This is a genomic window from Bradyrhizobium sp. (assembly GCF_036735945.1).
Taxonomy (GTDB): Bacteria; Pseudomonadota; Alphaproteobacteria; order Rhizobiales; family Xanthobacteraceae; genus Bradyrhizobium.
Window position 1 is genome coordinate 1 of the sequence record NZ_DAINNI010000049.1, and the last position, 15,276, is coordinate 15,276.

Annotated in this window: 16 protein-coding genes and 1 tRNA gene; 8 read left to right on the top strand and 9 right to left on the bottom strand. The window is 64.4% G+C overall.

From position 1 onward, the window contains the following. The coding region (locus tag V7E26_RS16990; protein WP_324418052.1) for a dCTP deaminase domain-containing protein at positions 1-272 on the top strand (272 nt) is incomplete at its 5' end. A gap of 96 nt (positions 273-368) precedes the next feature. On the opposite strand, the gene V7E26_RS16995 is transcribed toward V7E26_RS16990, so the two are convergent. After that, positions 369-1,700 carry a PQQ-dependent sugar dehydrogenase gene (locus V7E26_RS16995; RefSeq protein ID WP_324418054.1) on the bottom strand — a complete coding sequence of 444 codons (1,332 nt, stop codon included), beginning with the start codon at positions 1,698-1,700 and terminating at the stop codon, positions 369-371. A gap of 235 nt (positions 1,701-1,935) precedes the next feature. Here V7E26_RS16995 and V7E26_RS17000 point away from each other — a divergent pair, with 235 nt between their 5' ends. Further along, the gene (locus V7E26_RS17000) at positions 1,936-3,378 is read left to right on the top strand and encodes an MATE family efflux transporter (protein WP_324418056.1); all 1,443 of its coding nucleotides are present in this window, start codon (positions 1,936-1,938) and stop codon (positions 3,376-3,378) included. A gap of 9 nt (positions 3,379-3,387) precedes the next feature. Here V7E26_RS17000 and V7E26_RS17005 read toward each other — a convergent pair whose 3' ends face one another. The 3 genes from V7E26_RS17005 to V7E26_RS17015 all read right to left on the bottom strand — a co-directional run bounded on the left by V7E26_RS17005 (position 3,388) and on the right by V7E26_RS17015 (position 5,192). Beyond that, positions 3,388-3,798: an SRPBCC family protein gene (locus V7E26_RS17005; RefSeq protein ID WP_324418058.1), complete on the bottom strand. Its 411-nt coding sequence runs from the start codon at positions 3,796-3,798 to the stop codon at positions 3,388-3,390. A gap of 141 nt (positions 3,799-3,939) precedes the next feature. Further along, positions 3,940-4,299: a VOC family protein gene (locus tag V7E26_RS17010; RefSeq protein WP_324418060.1), complete on the bottom strand. Its 360-nt coding sequence runs from the start codon at positions 4,297-4,299 to the stop codon at positions 3,940-3,942. 53 nt (positions 4,300-4,352) lie between these two features. Then, positions 4,353-5,192, bottom strand: coding sequence for a helix-turn-helix transcriptional regulator (locus V7E26_RS17015; RefSeq protein WP_324418062.1), 840 nt, complete (start codon positions 5,190-5,192; stop codon positions 4,353-4,355). A 291-nt stretch (positions 5,193-5,483) separates the two neighbouring features. On the opposite strand from V7E26_RS17015, the gene V7E26_RS17020 reads away from it, so the two are divergent. After that, positions 5,484-5,557 (top strand) — tRNA-Gly (locus tag V7E26_RS17020). 570 nt (positions 5,558-6,127) lie between these two features. Beyond that, entirely contained in the window at positions 6,128-8,197 is a 2,070-nt protein-coding gene (locus V7E26_RS17025; protein ID WP_324418064.1) for an adenylate/guanylate cyclase domain-containing protein, read from the top strand. 133 nt (positions 8,198-8,330) lie between these two features. On the opposite strand, the gene V7E26_RS17030 is transcribed toward V7E26_RS17025, so the two are convergent. The 3 genes from V7E26_RS17030 to V7E26_RS17040 all read right to left on the bottom strand — a co-directional run bounded on the left by V7E26_RS17030 (position 8,331) and on the right by V7E26_RS17040 (position 9,980). Next, positions 8,331-8,651, bottom strand: a complete 321-nt coding sequence (locus tag V7E26_RS17030) for a cupredoxin domain-containing protein (RefSeq protein ID WP_324418066.1) — start codon at positions 8,649-8,651, stop codon at positions 8,331-8,333. 10 nt (positions 8,652-8,661) lie between these two features. Further along, entirely contained in the window at positions 8,662-9,183 is a 522-nt protein-coding gene (locus tag V7E26_RS17035; RefSeq protein ID WP_324418068.1) for a DUF4142 domain-containing protein, read from the bottom strand. A gap of 113 nt (positions 9,184-9,296) precedes the next feature. After that, positions 9,297-9,980 carry an RNA polymerase sigma factor gene (locus V7E26_RS17040; protein WP_324418112.1) on the bottom strand — a complete coding sequence of 228 codons (684 nt, stop codon included), beginning with the start codon at positions 9,978-9,980 and terminating at the stop codon, positions 9,297-9,299. Between the two features lie 256 nt (positions 9,981-10,236). Here V7E26_RS17040 and V7E26_RS17045 point away from each other — a divergent pair, with 256 nt between their 5' ends. After that, positions 10,237-11,382, top strand: coding sequence for an alpha/beta fold hydrolase (locus V7E26_RS17045; protein ID WP_324418070.1), 1,146 nt, complete (start codon positions 10,237-10,239; stop codon positions 11,380-11,382). 54 nt (positions 11,383-11,436) lie between these two features. Here V7E26_RS17045 and V7E26_RS17050 read toward each other — a convergent pair whose 3' ends face one another. Together V7E26_RS17050 and V7E26_RS17055 are read right to left on the bottom strand one after the other, a co-directional pair. Continuing rightward, complete coding sequence (locus V7E26_RS17050; RefSeq protein ID WP_324418072.1) at positions 11,437-11,787, bottom strand: RidA family protein; 351 nt, start codon at positions 11,785-11,787, stop codon at positions 11,437-11,439. 81 nt (positions 11,788-11,868) lie between these two features. Continuing rightward, positions 11,869-13,527: an FAD-binding dehydrogenase gene (locus tag V7E26_RS17055; RefSeq protein ID WP_324418074.1), complete on the bottom strand. Its 1,659-nt coding sequence runs from the start codon at positions 13,525-13,527 to the stop codon at positions 11,869-11,871. Positions 13,528-13,811: 284 nt separating this feature from the next. Between V7E26_RS17055 and V7E26_RS17060 the strand changes: the two genes are divergently transcribed. The 3 genes from V7E26_RS17060 to V7E26_RS17070 all read left to right on the top strand — a co-directional run bounded on the left by V7E26_RS17060 (position 13,812) and on the right by V7E26_RS17070 (position 15,226). Then, positions 13,812-14,282, top strand: a complete 471-nt coding sequence (locus tag V7E26_RS17060; protein WP_324418076.1) for a hypothetical protein — start codon at positions 13,812-13,814, stop codon at positions 14,280-14,282. A gap of 137 nt (positions 14,283-14,419) precedes the next feature. Further along, entirely contained in the window at positions 14,420-14,614 is a 195-nt protein-coding gene (locus V7E26_RS17065; protein WP_324418078.1) for a hypothetical protein, read from the top strand. A gap of 21 nt (positions 14,615-14,635) precedes the next feature. Then, entirely contained in the window at positions 14,636-15,226 is a 591-nt protein-coding gene (locus tag V7E26_RS17070) for an SCO family protein (RefSeq protein WP_324418080.1), read from the top strand. Positions 15,227-15,276: the final 50 nt, after the last annotated feature.

Sequence of the window (15,276 nt, forward strand, 5' to 3'; positions counted from 1 at the left end):
TGCCGTTCGATCCGCTGGTCGGCGAATTCCGCGTCCACTATGCCGGATTCTTCGACCCAGGCTTCGGCTATGCCGGCGCAGGCGGCAAGGGCGCGCGCGCGGTGCTCGAAGTGCGCTCGCGCGAGGTGCCGTTCATCCTCGAGCACGGCCAGATCGTCGGCCGCCTCGTCTACGAGAAGATGCTGTCGCGCCCCGACGCGATGTACGGCCAGCGCATCGGCTCGAACTACCAGGCGCAGGGCCTGAAGCTGAGCAAGCACTTTCGCGTGTAGCCCTTCGTCATTGCGAGGAGCGAAGCGACGAAGCAATCCATGCATCCGTTGTGCCGCGCGATGGATTGCTTCGCTGCGCTCGCAATGACATGGCACCTACCGCGAAGCCGATGTCGGCGCCGGCGTCACCCGCCAGATCGTGTTGCCGACGTCGTCTGCCACCAGAAGCGCGCCCCGCTTGTCGAGCCGCACGCCGACCGGGCGGCCCTGCGCATCGCCCTTGTCGTTGAGGAAGCCGGTCAGCACGTCCTGCGGCCCGCCCGACGGCTTGCCGTCCCTGAAGGGCACGAAGATCACCTTGTAGCCGGAGCGCGGCTTGCGATTCCAGGAGCCGTGTTGGCCGATGAAGGCGCCGTCCTGCATCTGCTGCGGAAACAGATTGCCGGTGTTGAAGGCAAGCCCGAGCGCGGCCGTGTGCGCGCCGAGCGCGTAATCCGGCGCCATCGCCTTCTGCACCATGTCGGGCCGCCGCGGCTCGACGCGGGTGTCGACGTGATCGCCGAAATAGCTGTAGGGCCAGCCGTAGAACGCGCCATCCCTCACCGAGGTCATGTAATCGGGCACGAGGTCGTTGCCGAGTTCGTCGCGCTCGTTGACGACGACCCAGAGCTCGCCGGTCTTCGGATTGAAGGACGGCCCGTTCGGATTGCGCAGGCCCGATGCGAACACGCGCCATTGGCCGCTGGCGCGATCGACCTCCAGCACCGCAGCGCGATTCGTCTCGGCCTCGATGCCGTTCTCCGCGGCGTTGCTGTTGGAGCCGACGGTCGCATACAGCTTGCTGCCGTCGGGGCTGGCGGTGAGGTCCTTGGTCCAGTGGTGGTTCAGCGTACCGGCCGGCAAGTCCGCCAGCTTCACGCCAGGCGCGGTGATCCTGGTGTCGCCCTCGTGATAGGGGAATTTCATGATGCCGTCGGTATTGGCGACATAGAAATCCTCGCCGACCAGCACCATGCCGAACGGCGAGTTCAGGTCGCGCAGGAACACGCTGCGGAATTCCGCGACGCCATCGCCATCGGCGTCCCGCAACAGCGTGATGCGGTTGGCGCTCGACCTGCCGGCACCGGCCCAGCGCTGCGCCTGCCTGTAGATGAAGCCCATGATGCTGTCGTCCGGCTTCGGCGGCGCGTTGCTCTCGGCCGCCAGCACGTCGCCGTTCGGCAGCGTGTAGACGGTGCGCGGATGATCGAGCCCGGTCGCGAAGGCGGCCACCGTCATGCCATCGGCGGCGACCGGCTTGGCCCCCTCGTGCCAGCGGTTGACCGTGGCGATGTTGACCGTCGGAATCCGCGAATGTTCGGGCGGCGGCAGGGTGGGCGAAGGGCCGTAGCTCTGCGCCACGGTCGCCGTATCCTTGGGATCGTTGCAGGCGGCAAGCGGCAGCACCAAGGCGCCGACGCCCATGGCCAGGAGGATGTGCTTGCGCATGGCTGGTTCCCCAAGGGGCCGTAAGATGCGTCATAGCCCCGAACGTTCGAGTGGGGGCATGAAATCCCCGTGAAATGGCGCGTCGCGGCCGGGAAAATTCGTTGCATCGCCGACCGGCGAGCCCGCCGCCTGCAATCCCGCAGGGCGCCATTGCGCGCCTTGCACGCGGAATCACCCCCCGACATGCTAGGAAGCAGCGCGCCGCGGCACGCCAGACCGCGCGCGGGGAGCTGAAATGTCCGATCTCGGCGTTGCCGAAATTCCGGTAGACGAAAAGGAGCGTCCGCTTCCGCCGCCGCAACCGCCGGCGAGGAATGCGCTGCTCGACGGACCGATCCTGCGCACCCTCTTGTGGCTGGCCTGGCCCAACGTGATCGCGCTGACCGCGGGCACCTGCGTGGTGATCGCGGAGACCTCCTATATCGGACGTCTCGGCGTCGAGGCGCTGGCCGCGATGGCGCTGGTGTTCCCGACGGTGATCCTCACCATGACCATGTCGGGCGGCGCGATGGGCGGCGGCGTGGCCTCGGCGATCGCGCGCGCGCTCGGCGCCGGCGACATCGAGCGTGCCTCGACGCTCGCCTCGCACGCGCTGCTGATCGGCCTCTGCTTCGGACTGGTCTTCATGCTCGGCATGCTGATCTTCGGTCCGGCGCTGCTCGAACTGCTCGGCGGCCGCGGCAACGTGCTGACGCAGGCGGTCGCCTACACGCAGATATTCTTCGGCGGCGCCGTTCTGCCGTGGCTGATGAACACGATGTCGGGCATCTTGCGCGGCACCGGCAACATGAAGCTGCCGTCGGCGTTGATGCTGTCGTCGGCCGTTTGCCAGATCATCCTCGGCGGCACGCTGGGTCTGGGGCTCGGCCCGATTCCGCAATTCGGGATGCGCGGCGTCGCGGCCGGTTCGCTGATCGCCTACCTGATCAGCATCTCCGTGATGGCCTGGTATCTGTTTTCGGGGCGCGGGCGCGTGATTCCGAAAATCCGCGGCCTTCGCATCCGGATGCCGATGTTCTTCGACATCCTGAAAGTCGGGGCCATCGCCTGCTTCTCGCCGTTGCAGTCGGTGCTGACCATCAGCATCTTCACGCACATGCTGGCGAGTTTCGGCACCGAAATCCTCGCCGGCTACGGCATCGGCGCGCGGCTCGAATTCATGCTGACCTCGATCGCATTCGCCGTCGGCATTGCCACGGTGCCGATGGTCGGCATGTCGATCGGCGCGCAACGCATCGCGCGCGCCCGCCGGATCTGCTGGATCGCAGGCGTCGTCGCATTCGTCTCGGTCGGCGCATTCGCAAGCTTCATCGCCGTATTCCCCGACATCTGGGTCAACCTGTTCACAGACGATGCGAGCGTGCGTGCCGCGAGCCGGCAGTATCTGTCCACGGCGGCGCCGATGTATGCCTTCCTCGGCCTCGCCACCACCTGTTATTTCTCATCGCAGGGCGCGGCCAAGGTGATCGGTCCGGTGCTGGCGCAAACCGCGCGGCTCCTGTTCATCAGCGCCGGTGGCTGGTGGCTGCAGTCGCGCGGCGCCACCGCACAGCAGTTCTTCGTGCTGGCGTCGTCGTCGATGATACTGCTCGGCGCGCTGTCCTGCCTCAGCGTGGTCGTGACGCGCTGGGGGCCGAAGCAACGCGCCGTTCCGGTGGCCCGGGCGGCGTTGCTGTAGCGGCCGTCGTTACGAGGAGGCACTGGTCGTGCGGCCCAGCGCCTTCTGCATTGCGGTGAGCCCGAGATCCATCTGCCCGTCCATGTAAGGCGCGATCTCGTTCGGCAGCACGTCGGCGATCCAGACGAAGCGGGTGCGGCCGTCGCTCTCGGCAAACACCTGCGCGGAGGCGCTGTGCTGTTTGATGCGCTCGCTGACGATGGCATAGACCAGCCGCCTGCGCGCCTCGTTGCAGTCGACGAGGATTTCGCGCGCCACCGTGCCGTTCGCAAACGTGACGATCCGCGCGTCGCCGTCGAGCCTGGTGTCGGTCACGAAATCAGGCACCAGCCGCGTATGCAGTGCGCCGAAATCGCGCAGCGCGTCCCAGACGTCGTCGGGTCGTGCGTCGATGGTGATCTCTTTGTGGATGGAAGCCATGGTGATGAGTCCGTTGTTGGGGTGTGATTGCCAGGGAGTTCGTCATTGCGAGGAGTGAAGCGACGAAGCAATCCATGTCTCCGCAAGCGGTGAGATGGATTGCTTCGCTTCGCTCGCAATGACGACGAGAGGACCGCGGCTCTACGTGCAGACCGCCTCGACATTGTTGCCGTCGGGATCGATCAGGAACGCAGCGTAATAGGTCGGGCTGTAATCGGCGCGCAGGCCCGCGCCGCCATTGTCGCGGCCGCCGGCTTTCAGGCCCGCGGCGTGGAATTTTTCGATCGCGCCATGGTCGCTGGCGCGGAACGCGACGTGCGCGCCGGTGCCGGCCTTGCCCTTGTGCAGATGCAGCCAGAGCGCTGGCGCGCCCTTCGGCCCGAAGCCCGCGCCGGAATCGTCGCGCGAGCACAATTCGAAGCCGAGCGGCGCGAGCGCCGCCGCATAGAAGCGCACGCTGGCGTCGAGGTCGGCGACGCGCAATCCGATGTGGTCGTACATGATATTCTCCAGTCAGAACTGCCGCGAAAGCGCGCGGCCTGGAGAAAACCTAGCTAGTGCAGCGCCGGCCGTTCTTGGAAAATATTGCGCATCCCGCGCGAGGCCTGGCGGAATTTCAGCGGTGCGACGCCGGCGGCGCGATGGAAGGTGCGCACGAAATTGGAGAGGTCGGCAAAGCCGACGTCATAGGCGATCTCGGTGATCGGGCTGTCGTCCTCGGTGAGCCGGCGGGCGGCGTGGCGCAGCCGCGAGCGCACCAGATATTGATGCGGCGTGACGCCGAGCGCCTGCGAGAACAGCCGCAGGAAGTGAAACGGGCTGATCCCGGCCTGCGCGGCGGCATCTTCCAAATTGATCGGCTGGTGCGAATTGGCGTCGATCCACAGCGCGGTTTCCACGGCGCGGCGGCGGTCGCGCGCGGCATCGGGGCCGGATTTTCGCGGCGTGCCGGAGACCACCTCGACCAGGCGGCTCGCCAGCACCTGGCCGATCTCGTCGAGGCCAATGTCGCTGCTGCCATCTGCTGCCGATTGCGCCAGTTCACCCAGCACGACGATCTCCGGCAGCGGCGGCGCGGACCCGATCCGCCAGGGCGCCTTGCTGTCGCCGATCGTCTCCACCACTTCAGGGGCGAAGAAGAACGACAGGCATTCGTCGCCGCAGACATGCTCGTGGGTGCAGGTATATTCGTCGCCGGGATGGCCGATCAGCACCGATCCGGCCACCAGTTCGCTGCATCTGCCGCGGCTGCGCAGGCCGAAACTGCCCTTGCGCACATAGGAGATCGAGTGGCCGCCATGCTGCTCCGCGTACGGCTTGTCGCCCGGTCCCGCGGTGCAGCGAAAGTTGAAGACGGATACCGATTTGCGTTCAAGCAGCGTGGTCGCGATCATCCCGCCTACTTAAGCGTGCACGCGCCGCGGCGCAACCGGCAGCAGAATGTCGAACAGCGTCCTGCCGGGCATCTGGCTTGCGCCTTCGATCGATAGCAGCCGACGCTTCGAGATGGCCCCGCCAAACGTTAAACGCGCATCCCGAATTTTGCGAGAAGTTAACAGCGAGATGGGGCAGCCAACGGAACAGCTTGGCGAATGGCGCGAGGTCAGCTAAGCATGGCGAGCATAATCCGGAAAAGCGGTCGCCGGTTTTCCGACAAGGTCATGCTCGATACAAAGAGCGACCCCGCGGGCGTAGTTCAATGGTAGAACGGCAGCTTCCCAAGCTGCATACGAGGGTTCGATTCCCTTCGCCCGCTCCAATCGCTTCGCTTGTGGCATCATCAGCAGTTCGATGGGTGGACAGCGACCCATCGTTCGCCCCCGTTCGGAACTCGCACGCAGTCGGGAGGTGGCGCCTGCTTTCCAGCGTGATGACGGCAGCATCGCAGTGACCTCGGCGCACGTGGCGTCGGTCCTGGCGGGCGGTGAGCGGCTCGTTGCACAGGATCTGGCACGAAGTGGACATGGTGATCTGACACCTCACGTGCAGGCACCCAATGCACGTCCCGGATCGTCTGCTCGGAGGCATAAAACGGGCATCTAAGTAAGCTTTCATGTTCAAGCCACAAAACGGACGCGGATAGGGACAAACCTCCTGGAAACCGCAACATTCGCTTAATCTGCGCATCGGTATTTTCTCAATGGAGGTGGCGCAGTCGCAATCGTCCTTGCATACATTCCTGCGCGAGAATCCGATTGTGCAGACCAGGGCAGGGAGCGGCAGTACTTCATCAACGACGTGAGGCAGGAGCCGGCGAGTTGCAATGACCTCCTCCGGTTCGACGAGCAGGAAGCCGATTCGGATCGGCTTTCGATCATCGATCGTCACGGTGTTCATCGCCGCGGTGCTGCTTGTCGGATTGGCGCTGGTCTATCTGAGCTTTGAACGCGTTTCCGCCATCACCCGGACGGCCGCCGGCGCCTTCATCGACAAGGTCGCTCAATTGGGAGCGGACCGGATCGATTCCCAATTCAGAAACGTGCGGGACTGCCTCGATCTCCTGAGCGCGCTTCCGCCCGTTCAATCCGCGCAGATCGACGACAATTCTCCGCTCTATGGTTTGATGGCGGCAATGCTGCGGAACAACGAGCCTTTGTTCAATCTCTATGTCGGATATCAGGATGGCTCGTTTCTGGAATTGGACATGATCGACCGTGCCGGTCCGGTGTTTCGTGAAAGCCTCAACGTAACCGAGGATGCTGCTTTCCGCCTGGTTGTCATGACGCGAACCGGCGCCGGTGCGCACGAGGCCGTCACCACCTTCCTGTCCGACAAGCTCATTCCTGTTGCTGAAAGGCCTGGACCTGCAAATTACGATCCGCGGCAGCGGCCGTGGTATGGTGAGGCATTCAAGGGCGAAGGTACCCTTCTCACGGGCCCCTATGTCTTCTTCGCGACAGGTCTGCCGGGCTACACGCTGAGGAAGCCGCTCAAGGAAGGCCGTCGCGGCGTAATTGCCGGCGACATCCTGCTCAGCCGGTTGGAAGTGCTGCTGAACCAGCAGCGGCTGGGAAAATCGGGGATGGCCTTCCTGTTCAACGATGAGGGCCGGATCGTTGCTCACCCCCGAATGGGCGACCTGATGAAGGGACTCCAAGGCGCGAGCGAAGAACTCCCGCGGATCGAAGCCATCAATCTGCCAGGCCTTTCCGATGCTATTCAGGAGCTGAAGCGAAGCGGCCAAGTCCACCATATCCTGTCCGACAAGTCGGGCCGAATCTTCGTGGCGGCATTCCAGAAGATCGAGACTGCAGGCCCCGCCAACATCAAGCTTGCGGCGATTGCCGCGCTCGACGAGTTTTATTCGAAAATCATCGCCGAAAGGCGGACGCTGTTTGCGCTGGCGGTCGCATTTGTTGCGGCCATGCTGCCGCTTGCGTTCTGGATCGGGGCGCTGCTGGCCGGAACGTTGCGGCAGTTGGCAAGGGAAACCGACGAGATCCAGCGCTTCAAGATCGCAGAAAGACCGAGATTGCGGTCCGGTATCACCGAGATCGACGACCTCGCTCGCTCGGTCTTTACGATGCGAACGGTCGTGCGCAACTTCTCGAGTTTCGTGCCCAAGCAGATTGTCCGGCAACTGGTCGAATCCGGCGCATCGCTGAGTCTCGGCGGAACGCGCCGTGAGATCAGCGTGCTGTTTACGGATGTGGCCGACTTCACGGCGCTGACGGAAAAGGCCGATCCCTCGCAGGTCATGATCTATACATCGCGGTACTTCGCCGCTCTGTCCGACACCATCATGGGCCACCAGGGCACGATCGACAAGTTCATCGGCGATGCGGTCATGGCGTTCTGGAATGCGCCGGCTGATGATGCCGAGCACGCGACGAATGCGTGCGCCGCGGTGCTTGCCTGTCTGCGCAGGAACGGGGAATTGAACGGCATGTTCGAGCGCGAGGGCTGGCCGCCGTATTCAACCCGTTTCGGATTGCATTGCGGTGAAGCCGTCGTAGGTAATGTAGGCTCGTCCGACCGCATGAACTACACGGCGTTGGGGGCATCGATCAATCTGGCTGCCCGGCTGGAGAACCTGAACAAGAACTACAGCACGCGGATATTGGCCAGCGCGGCCATCAGGGCGCGAACCGAATCCCGTTACCTGTTTCGAACCGTAGACCGAATTCGGCCGAAGGGCTTTGCGGAGCCGGTCACGATTTCCGAGCTTCGATGCGAGCGGGCGGATGCCCCGGATTCGGAGCTGACGCTGTGCAGGCGCTGGGACGAGGTCTGGAACAAGATGGAGCAGGGGCCGCGCGCAATTGCGCTGAAGGCTGTCCTGGCATTTCTTTCCGATTATCCAGCCGACGGCGTCGCGAGATTCCATGCAGAACGTCTGCGTGCTGCGGCCCCACAGGATACGCAAACACCGGCGGCAGCGCGGCCCCGCGTGGTTTAAGTTCGTTCGGAGCGCGCCTGCGGATACAGGAATGACAGGGACGGCCCCGGCGCCAAGCCACGGCAATTGCCCTGTATTCCCGGCGGTGCGGCTGGTGCTGCGGTCCTGATGCCATTGTTGTCCGCGGCCCCCGTCATGGCGCGACCGTCAGCACCGCCTTCATGTTGGGATGAAAGCGGCAGTAATATTCGATCGTGCCGGCCTTCTTCAGCACCGACGTCACGGTCTTCTTCGGCGGCATCATGACGTCGAAGTCACCGTTGCGCGCGGTGGCGGTGTGGGCCAACACGTCCTTGTTGATCCATTCGATGGTGTCGCCGACCCTGGCCGAAACCTCTGATGGCGCGAACACCAGATCGGTCGTCGTGATCTGTATCGTCGCCGCCTGCGCCGCGACTGCCATCGAACCGAACAGCAGCGCAGCCGCGACAGGCAGATAGCATTCCCGGCGCATCGCGATCCCCCTATTTCAGCGTGGCGGCGACGTGTTCGGCGTGCTGCTGGTGGCCCTGAAAGATCTTCAGGCCGGTCTGCAGCAGGCTCTTCAGTTCGGCATTGCTGGCGGAGGGAATAAGCTGCGTCTCCAGCGCGCCGTTGACGGCCTTGTGGTAGGCCACCTCGTTGGCGACATACGCCTTGTCGTATTCGGCGCCCTTCAGCTTGTCGAGTTCGGCGAGCTTGGCTGCGGCCTGCTTCGACAGGGTCTTGCTGGTGTCATTGTCCTCCGGCGTCACCTTCAATTTCTTGACGAGGTCGAGCGCCTGCTTGTTCACGGCCTCATGGTCGCGCACCATGTCCTGCGCGAACGACTTGACGTCCTTGTTGCTGGCTTTCGTAATTGCCTGCCTGGCGGCGTTGATGTCGATGACCCCCGCGGTATAGGCGATGTGCGCAATCTGCGGATCGGTGGGTTTTGCGCCCTGCGCCAGCGCCGGGCTGCCGAGAAGGCTCAACGCGGCGACCGCCGCGCTCAAACGAATGAACATGTCTGAACTCCTGTGGCGCGGCGGGCCGCGCGTTGTTGATGCACAGGTGTTGGATGGTGGAGGTGCGCGGAGGTTCCGGGAAAAATGCTTGTTGTGGCGCTCGGGGCCTGAATCTAGTAATCCAGCCGCTTCAACACGGCGTCCGTCAGCCGCTCGCAGCGCCGGCCGGCGAACGGAAACGCCTCCATCACCACAGGCCCGATTTTCCGCTCGACAATGTCGCGCAGCATGGTGCGGGCGCGGTGCAGGCGGCTCTTCACCGTCTCCGGCTTCAGCCCGAGAATTTCGGCGGTCTCCTCCACGTTCATCCCTTCGATCACGCGGGTGATGAAGACGAGACGGAACGGCTCCGGCAGTTCATCGACGGCGTGTTCGACGACAGCCTGGATTTCACGCTGGGCCATGGATCTTTCCGGGTCGTCCGAGGTGGCGAGGGGAAACTGGATGATCTCTGCTTCGAGTTTGCCCGGCGGCAGCGCGTCGATGTCCACGGCAGGCCGCGCCCGGCGCAGCCGGCCGAGCGCCTCGTTCATCGCGATCCGCGACAGCCAGGTCGACAGGCTGGAATCGCCGCGAAAGCTTTCCAGATGGGTGAAGGCGCGGACGTAGGCTTCCTGCACCACGTCCTCCGCCTCGGCGTCATTGCGCAGGATGCCGCGGGCGAGGCGATAGAGCTTGCGGTTGTTCGCCTGCATGATGGCGCGCACCGCTGCCTCGTCACGGGCAAGGGCGCGGCGCACCAGTTCGGCGTCGCTGGTCGCGAGGGGAGCGGTGTTCGGTATCTGGGCCTGGCGCATGACGTCCACCAATAGCAGGGTATTGGGGTTGGATGCAGCGGCGGCCGAGAGGTTCCCGAGAAAAATCGGCTGATCGAAGCCAAGGGGATCTCGGGCGGCATGACGGATCTGTGCGACCCGTGGCCGCACCGCGACCCATGATCGGGCTGTGCCCAGCACCCGATCTGGCGTAAAAGCACGATCTCGACCTCGCCGGTTCCCGGAGGAAAACGCTGCGGCTTGTGCCGCGGCCATCCTCCTCGTCGTGGGATGATCGATGACGGAAGAAACCAGGACGCCAAAACATACGGGCGCCGACTGGGCGCAGCAGGCATGGCTGTGGCCGCTGGAAGCCACGAGGCTTGCGCTCGACAGCTACGCGCAATTGTTTGCCGGTCGGAAGCCGGCGGCGGCGCCCGACCGGGTGCCGCTGGCATGGACGACGCCGAATGCCATCAGGCTGCAACTTGCCTCGATGCGGTTGCGGGAGTTCTCGAAAGCGGGTTCGGCCGGGCAGCCGGTCCTCGTTTGCGCGCCCTATGCGTTGCATGGCGCGCTGGTCGCCGATTTCGCGCCCGGCCATAGCCTGGTCGAGGCGCTGCAGGCAGGCGGCATGAACCGCATCTACGTTACCGATTGGTGCTCGGCGACGCCGCAGATGCGCCACCTCTCGATCGACAACTACCTTGCCGACCTCAACGTTGCGATCGACGAGATTGGCGCGCCGGTCGATCTGGTCGGCCTGTGCCAGGGCGGGTGGCTGTCGCTGGTCTATGCCGCGCGATTTCCCGGCAAGGTGCGGCGGCTCGTGCTCGCCGGCGCACCTGTCGATGTTTCCGCGCCATCGGAGCTCTCGAAGATGGTGGCCGCGCTGCCGCAGCCGGCTTTCGAGCAGATGGTGCAGCAAGGTGACGGCATCGTCAGCGGCGAGCATATGCTGCGGCTTTGGACCCCGCCGTTCGCTCAGCAAGACGTGGAGGCCGTGCTGCAACGGAATCTCGGCAATGGATCGGACGCGGCGAAGCGGCTGCTGGATCGTTTCCTTGACTGGGACCGCGCAACGCTGGATTTGCCGGGGGCATATTATCTCGACGTCACCGAACGGATTTTCCGGCAGAACCAGATCGCGGCACGCTGCTTCGTCGCGCTCGGCCGAAGGATCGATCTCGCCGAGGTGCGCGTGCCGGCGTTCCTCCTCGCGGGAGAAGACGACATCGTTGTTCCCCGCGATCAGGCATTCGCCACGGCACGGCTATTGGGCACGCCACCTGCGTGGCTCGAGCGCGCGTGCGAGCCGTGCGGCCATCTCAGCCTGTTCATGGGCCGCAAGGTCTTGAGCCATTCCTGGCGGCGGATCGCGCGCTGGCTCGAAGCCGATATCGGCGACGTCGCCCGCGCCGATCAGCGCGTGAGGCGCGCATGAAAATGCCCCGGATCGTGCGGGCAATCCGGGGCGTATTTCAAGCGGTCGGACGACTTACTTCGCCGCGACGACCATGATCTCGACATTGTACTGCGGCGCCGCGAGCTTGGCCTCGACGGTGGCGCGTGCCGGCGTGTTGCCGGCCGAGACCCAGCCGTCCCACACCGCGTTCATCTCGCCGAACGTCTTCATGTCGGTGATGTAGATGGTGGCGGACAACAGCTTCGACTTGTCGGTGCCGGCCTTGGCGAGGTGGCCGTCGATGATCGAGAGGATGTCCTGCGTCTGCTCGGTCACGCTCTTGCCGGCAGCCTTGCCGGCCACGACGCCGGCGAGATAGACGGTGTTGCCGTGGACGACGACCTGGCTCATGCGAGGTCCGGTTTCGAAGCGCTGGATGCTCATGTTGTTCTCCTGATGGGGGCGGCGGTTTCTTAGCGCGCTCGGGCCTCGAGGACTACTGCGTTATTTGCATCGATGCGCCGCTCAGCCCACCGCCTTCGCCGCCGCGCGGCCGGCATTGCGGCCCGAGAACAGGCAGCCGCCGAGGAAGGTGCCTTCCAGCGAACGGTAGCCGTGCACACCGCCGCCGCCAAAACCTGCGGCTTCGCCTGCGGCATATAGTCCGCGGATGATCTCGCGGTTGGTGCCGAACACGCGCGAGTCGAGATCGGTCTCGAAGCCGCCCAGCGTCTTGCGGGTCAGGATGTTGAGCTTCACCGCGATCAGCGGGCCGTGTTCGGGATCGAGAATCCTGTGCGGCCTCGCGGTGCGGATCAGCCGGTCGCCGATATAGCGCCGCGCGTTGTGCAGGTTCATCACCTGCGCATCCTTGACATAGGGGTTGGTGAGTTCGCGGTCGCGCGCCTCGATCTGCGCCCTGATGTGATCAAGCCTGAGCAGGTCGTTGCCGGCGAGCGCGTTCATCGCGCCGACGAGGTCGGCGAGGTTGTCGCGTACGATGAAGTCGGCGCCGTTCTGCTTGAATGCTTCCACCGGCGCCGGTGCGCCCTTGTTGGTGGCGCGCTTGATCGTCATGCGCCAGCTCTTGCCCGTGAGGTCGGGGTTCTGTTCGGAGCCGGAGAGCGCGAATTCCTTCTTGATGATGCTCTGGGTCAGGATGAACCAGGAATAATCGTAGCCGGTGCCCATGATGTAGTGCAGTTGGCCGAGCGTGTCGGAGCCCGGGAACAGCGGCGCGGGCAGCCGCTTGCCGGTCGCGTCGAACCACATCGAGGACGGGCCGGGGAGGATGCGGATGCCGTGGCGCGGCCAGATCGGGTTCCAGTTCCTGATGCCCTCGACATAGTGCCACATCCGGTCGCGGTTGATCAGCCGCGCGCCGGCGGCCTCGGTGATCCCGATCATGCGGCCGTCGACATGTTCCGGCACGCCGGAGATCATGAATTTCGGCGGCGTGCCGAGGCGCGTCGGCCAGTTCTGCCGGACCAGTTCGTGATTGCCGCCGATGCCGCCGGAGGCGACGATCACCGCCGACGCCCGCAGCGTGAAATCGCCGATCACCTTGCGCGACGAGCTCTTGCCGCGTTCGACATGATCGGGTTCGAGCACCGACCCGCTTATGCCTTCGACTGAGCCATTGCTCATCATGAGTGTGTCGACGCGGTGGCGAAATCTAAACGTTAACCGGCCGCTTCCTTGTGCTTCGCGTGCGCGGCGTTCGAACGGCTCGACGAGGCCCGGGCCGGTGCCCCAGGTGACGTGGAAGCGCGGCACCGAGTTGCCGTGACCCATCGCGTCATAGCCGCCGCGTTCGGCCCAGCCGACGACCGGAAAAATACGGTGGCCCATCGCGCGCAGCCAGTCGCGCTTCTCGCCGGCGGCAAAGGCGACGTAGGCTTCCGCCCATCGCTTCGGCCAATGGTCGTCGTCGCGGTCGAAACCGGCAGTGCCCATCCAGTCCTGCAGTGCGAGATCGAACGAATCCCTGATGCCGAGCCGGCGCTGTTCGGGACTGTCGACCAGAAACAATCCGCCGAACGACCAAAAGGCTTGCCCGCCAAGGCTTTGCTCGCCCTCCTGGTCGACGACGATGACGCGCTTGCCGGCGTCTGCGATTTCGGTTGCCGCGACCAGTCCTGCCAGTCCGGCGCCGACCACGATTACGTCTGTGACCTCTGTCAACGTTTCCTCCCCCGTTCCGATATTGATTCAATCCCACGCTCTCGCGCGGTCAACGGCAAACTGTCTCGCCTGTGGTCGAGTCGCCACCTCCGCGAGAGTCCTTTGTTCCAGTTTGGGACCTCTGCGCGCGGAGGGTGCAGCGGCCAAGCAACACTTGATTTGAATTTGGTTGGAGCGGCGGTGTCTGCCTAGACAAAATCACGATCTCAAACGACGCTACATCCTGTCTTGCATCACCAAGACAATCAGATTCGGTTTAGACACTTGCGACTGGGGCTGGGATAATGAAGCTGCTGACGGGGTTGCTTGCCGCGGTACTGTTGCTGGCGGGAGTGGGTTCGAGCCAGGCGGTAGTGCGGATAGCCGACGATCGCGGCGGGCGGATCGGAACCTACGTCGACAAGTACCAGGGACTGCGCACCTCGGGCGAAACCGTCATCATCGATGGGCTGTGCGCCTCGGCCTGCACCATCGTGCTCGGCGCGGTTCCCCACGACCGGATCTGCGTCACCTCGCATGCCAATCTCGGCTTCCATGCCGCCTGGGATTTTGGCGCCAACGGCCGCGCCATTACCAACGCTGAAGCCACTCAGATGCTCTATTCGATGTATCCGCCGCCGGTCCGCAAATGGATTTCGGCGCGCGGCGGCCTCACCCCGCGCATGATTTTCCTCCGCGGCAAGCAGTTGCAGGCGATGTACAAGCCCTGCTACCTCGACGCGCAGGCCTCCGCCAACAGGCCGGCGTCCCGTTAAACGTGCCAGGCAAGCGACGTCGTGGCCGGGCTTCTCGTCCCGGCCATTTGCTTTGGGCCTGCTTCCTCCGCATGACGTGATCGGACCCGCAGCCATTCCGCTTGCCTGCTCCGGGAACTAGCCCTATCTGAAACCTCATGATTCAGCCGATTTCCACGCAAGCCGGAATGATGGCGGCGACCCCGCGTCAGGGCAGGGTGGCAGCCGTGATCGTTTGGGGCGCCGCCGGCCTTGGCGCGCTGGCCGTGCTCGCCGCGGCGGCATTGTGGTTCCGTTATGGCACCACGGTGTTTTTCGAGATGATCTCAGCCGGCATCTCGGCCTGCTTCTGACCCGCGCAAAGGAAATCCACGATGGACCGAGCCGTTCGCCCGCTGGTGATCTTCGCCGCATTCGCCGGCAGCCTGGCCGTCGGGCTCCTGGTGATGCTGTGGGCAATGGGCGGCATGAAAACCGTCACGGCGCCGGCCGCGATCGGCGGACCGTTCCAACTGGTCGACCAGGCCGGCCAGGCCGTCAGCGAGCAGAATCTGAAGGGCAAGCCGACTATCATCTTCTTCGGCTTCACCCATTGCCCCGACGTCTGCCCGACCTCGCTGTTCGAGATTTCCGAAGTCCTGAAGGCGATGGGCAGTGATGCCGACAAGGTCAATGCCTGGTTCGTCTCGGTCGATCCCGAGCGCGACACGACCGCCGCCATGAAGGACTATCTCTCCAGCTTCGATCCGCATCTCAAGGGCCTGACCGGCGATCCGGAGGCAGTGGCCAAGGTGCTTTCGGCCTACCGGGTCTATGCGAAGAAAGTCCCGCTGAAGGACGGCGACTACACCATGGATCATACCGCGCTGATCTACCTGATGGATCGCGACGGCCATTTCGTCTCGCCCTTCAACCTGAAACGGACGCCCGAGGAAGCCGCAAAGGATCTGAAGCGGTACCTCTGAGTTCTGGGCAACCGGCCGAAGGGGGCGAAAACGCCCCTCGCATCGCCGGC

Excerpts from the sequence above, each read along its gene's own strand:
- V7E26_RS17060 (WP_324418076.1), top strand. The coding sequence starts at position 13,812 with ATGAAGCTGCTGACGGGGTTGCTTGCCGCGGTACTGTTGCTGGCGGGA.
- V7E26_RS17045 (WP_324418070.1), top strand. The coding sequence starts at position 10,237 with ATGACGGAAGAAACCAGGACGCCAAAACATACGGGCGCCGACTGGGCG.
- V7E26_RS17000 (WP_324418056.1), top strand. The coding sequence starts at position 1,936 with ATGTCCGATCTCGGCGTTGCCGAAATTCCGGTAGACGAAAAGGAGCGT.
- V7E26_RS17005 (WP_324418058.1), bottom strand. The coding sequence starts at position 3,798 with ATGGCTTCCATCCACAAAGAGATCACCATCGACGCACGACCCGACGAC.
- V7E26_RS17065 (WP_324418078.1), top strand. The coding sequence starts at position 14,420 with ATGATTCAGCCGATTTCCACGCAAGCCGGAATGATGGCGGCGACCCCG.
- V7E26_RS17015 (WP_324418062.1), bottom strand. The coding sequence starts at position 5,192 with ATGATCGCGACCACGCTGCTTGAACGCAAATCGGTATCCGTCTTCAAC.
- V7E26_RS17010 (WP_324418060.1), bottom strand. The coding sequence starts at position 4,299 with ATGTACGACCACATCGGATTGCGCGTCGCCGACCTCGACGCCAGCGTG.
- V7E26_RS17030 (WP_324418066.1), bottom strand. The coding sequence starts at position 8,651 with ATGCGCCGGGAATGCTATCTGCCTGTCGCGGCTGCGCTGCTGTTCGGT.
- V7E26_RS16995 (WP_324418054.1), bottom strand. The coding sequence starts at position 1,700 with ATGCGCAAGCACATCCTCCTGGCCATGGGCGTCGGCGCCTTGGTGCTG.
- V7E26_RS17050 (WP_324418072.1), bottom strand. The coding sequence starts at position 11,787 with ATGAGCATCCAGCGCTTCGAAACCGGACCTCGCATGAGCCAGGTCGTC.
- V7E26_RS17040 (WP_324418112.1), bottom strand. The coding sequence starts at position 9,980 with ATGCGCCAGGCCCAGATACCGAACACCGCTCCCCTCGCGACCAGCGAC.
- V7E26_RS17070 (WP_324418080.1), top strand. The coding sequence starts at position 14,636 with ATGGACCGAGCCGTTCGCCCGCTGGTGATCTTCGCCGCATTCGCCGGC.
- V7E26_RS17035 (WP_324418068.1), bottom strand. The coding sequence starts at position 9,183 with ATGTTCATTCGTTTGAGCGCGGCGGTCGCCGCGTTGAGCCTTCTCGGC.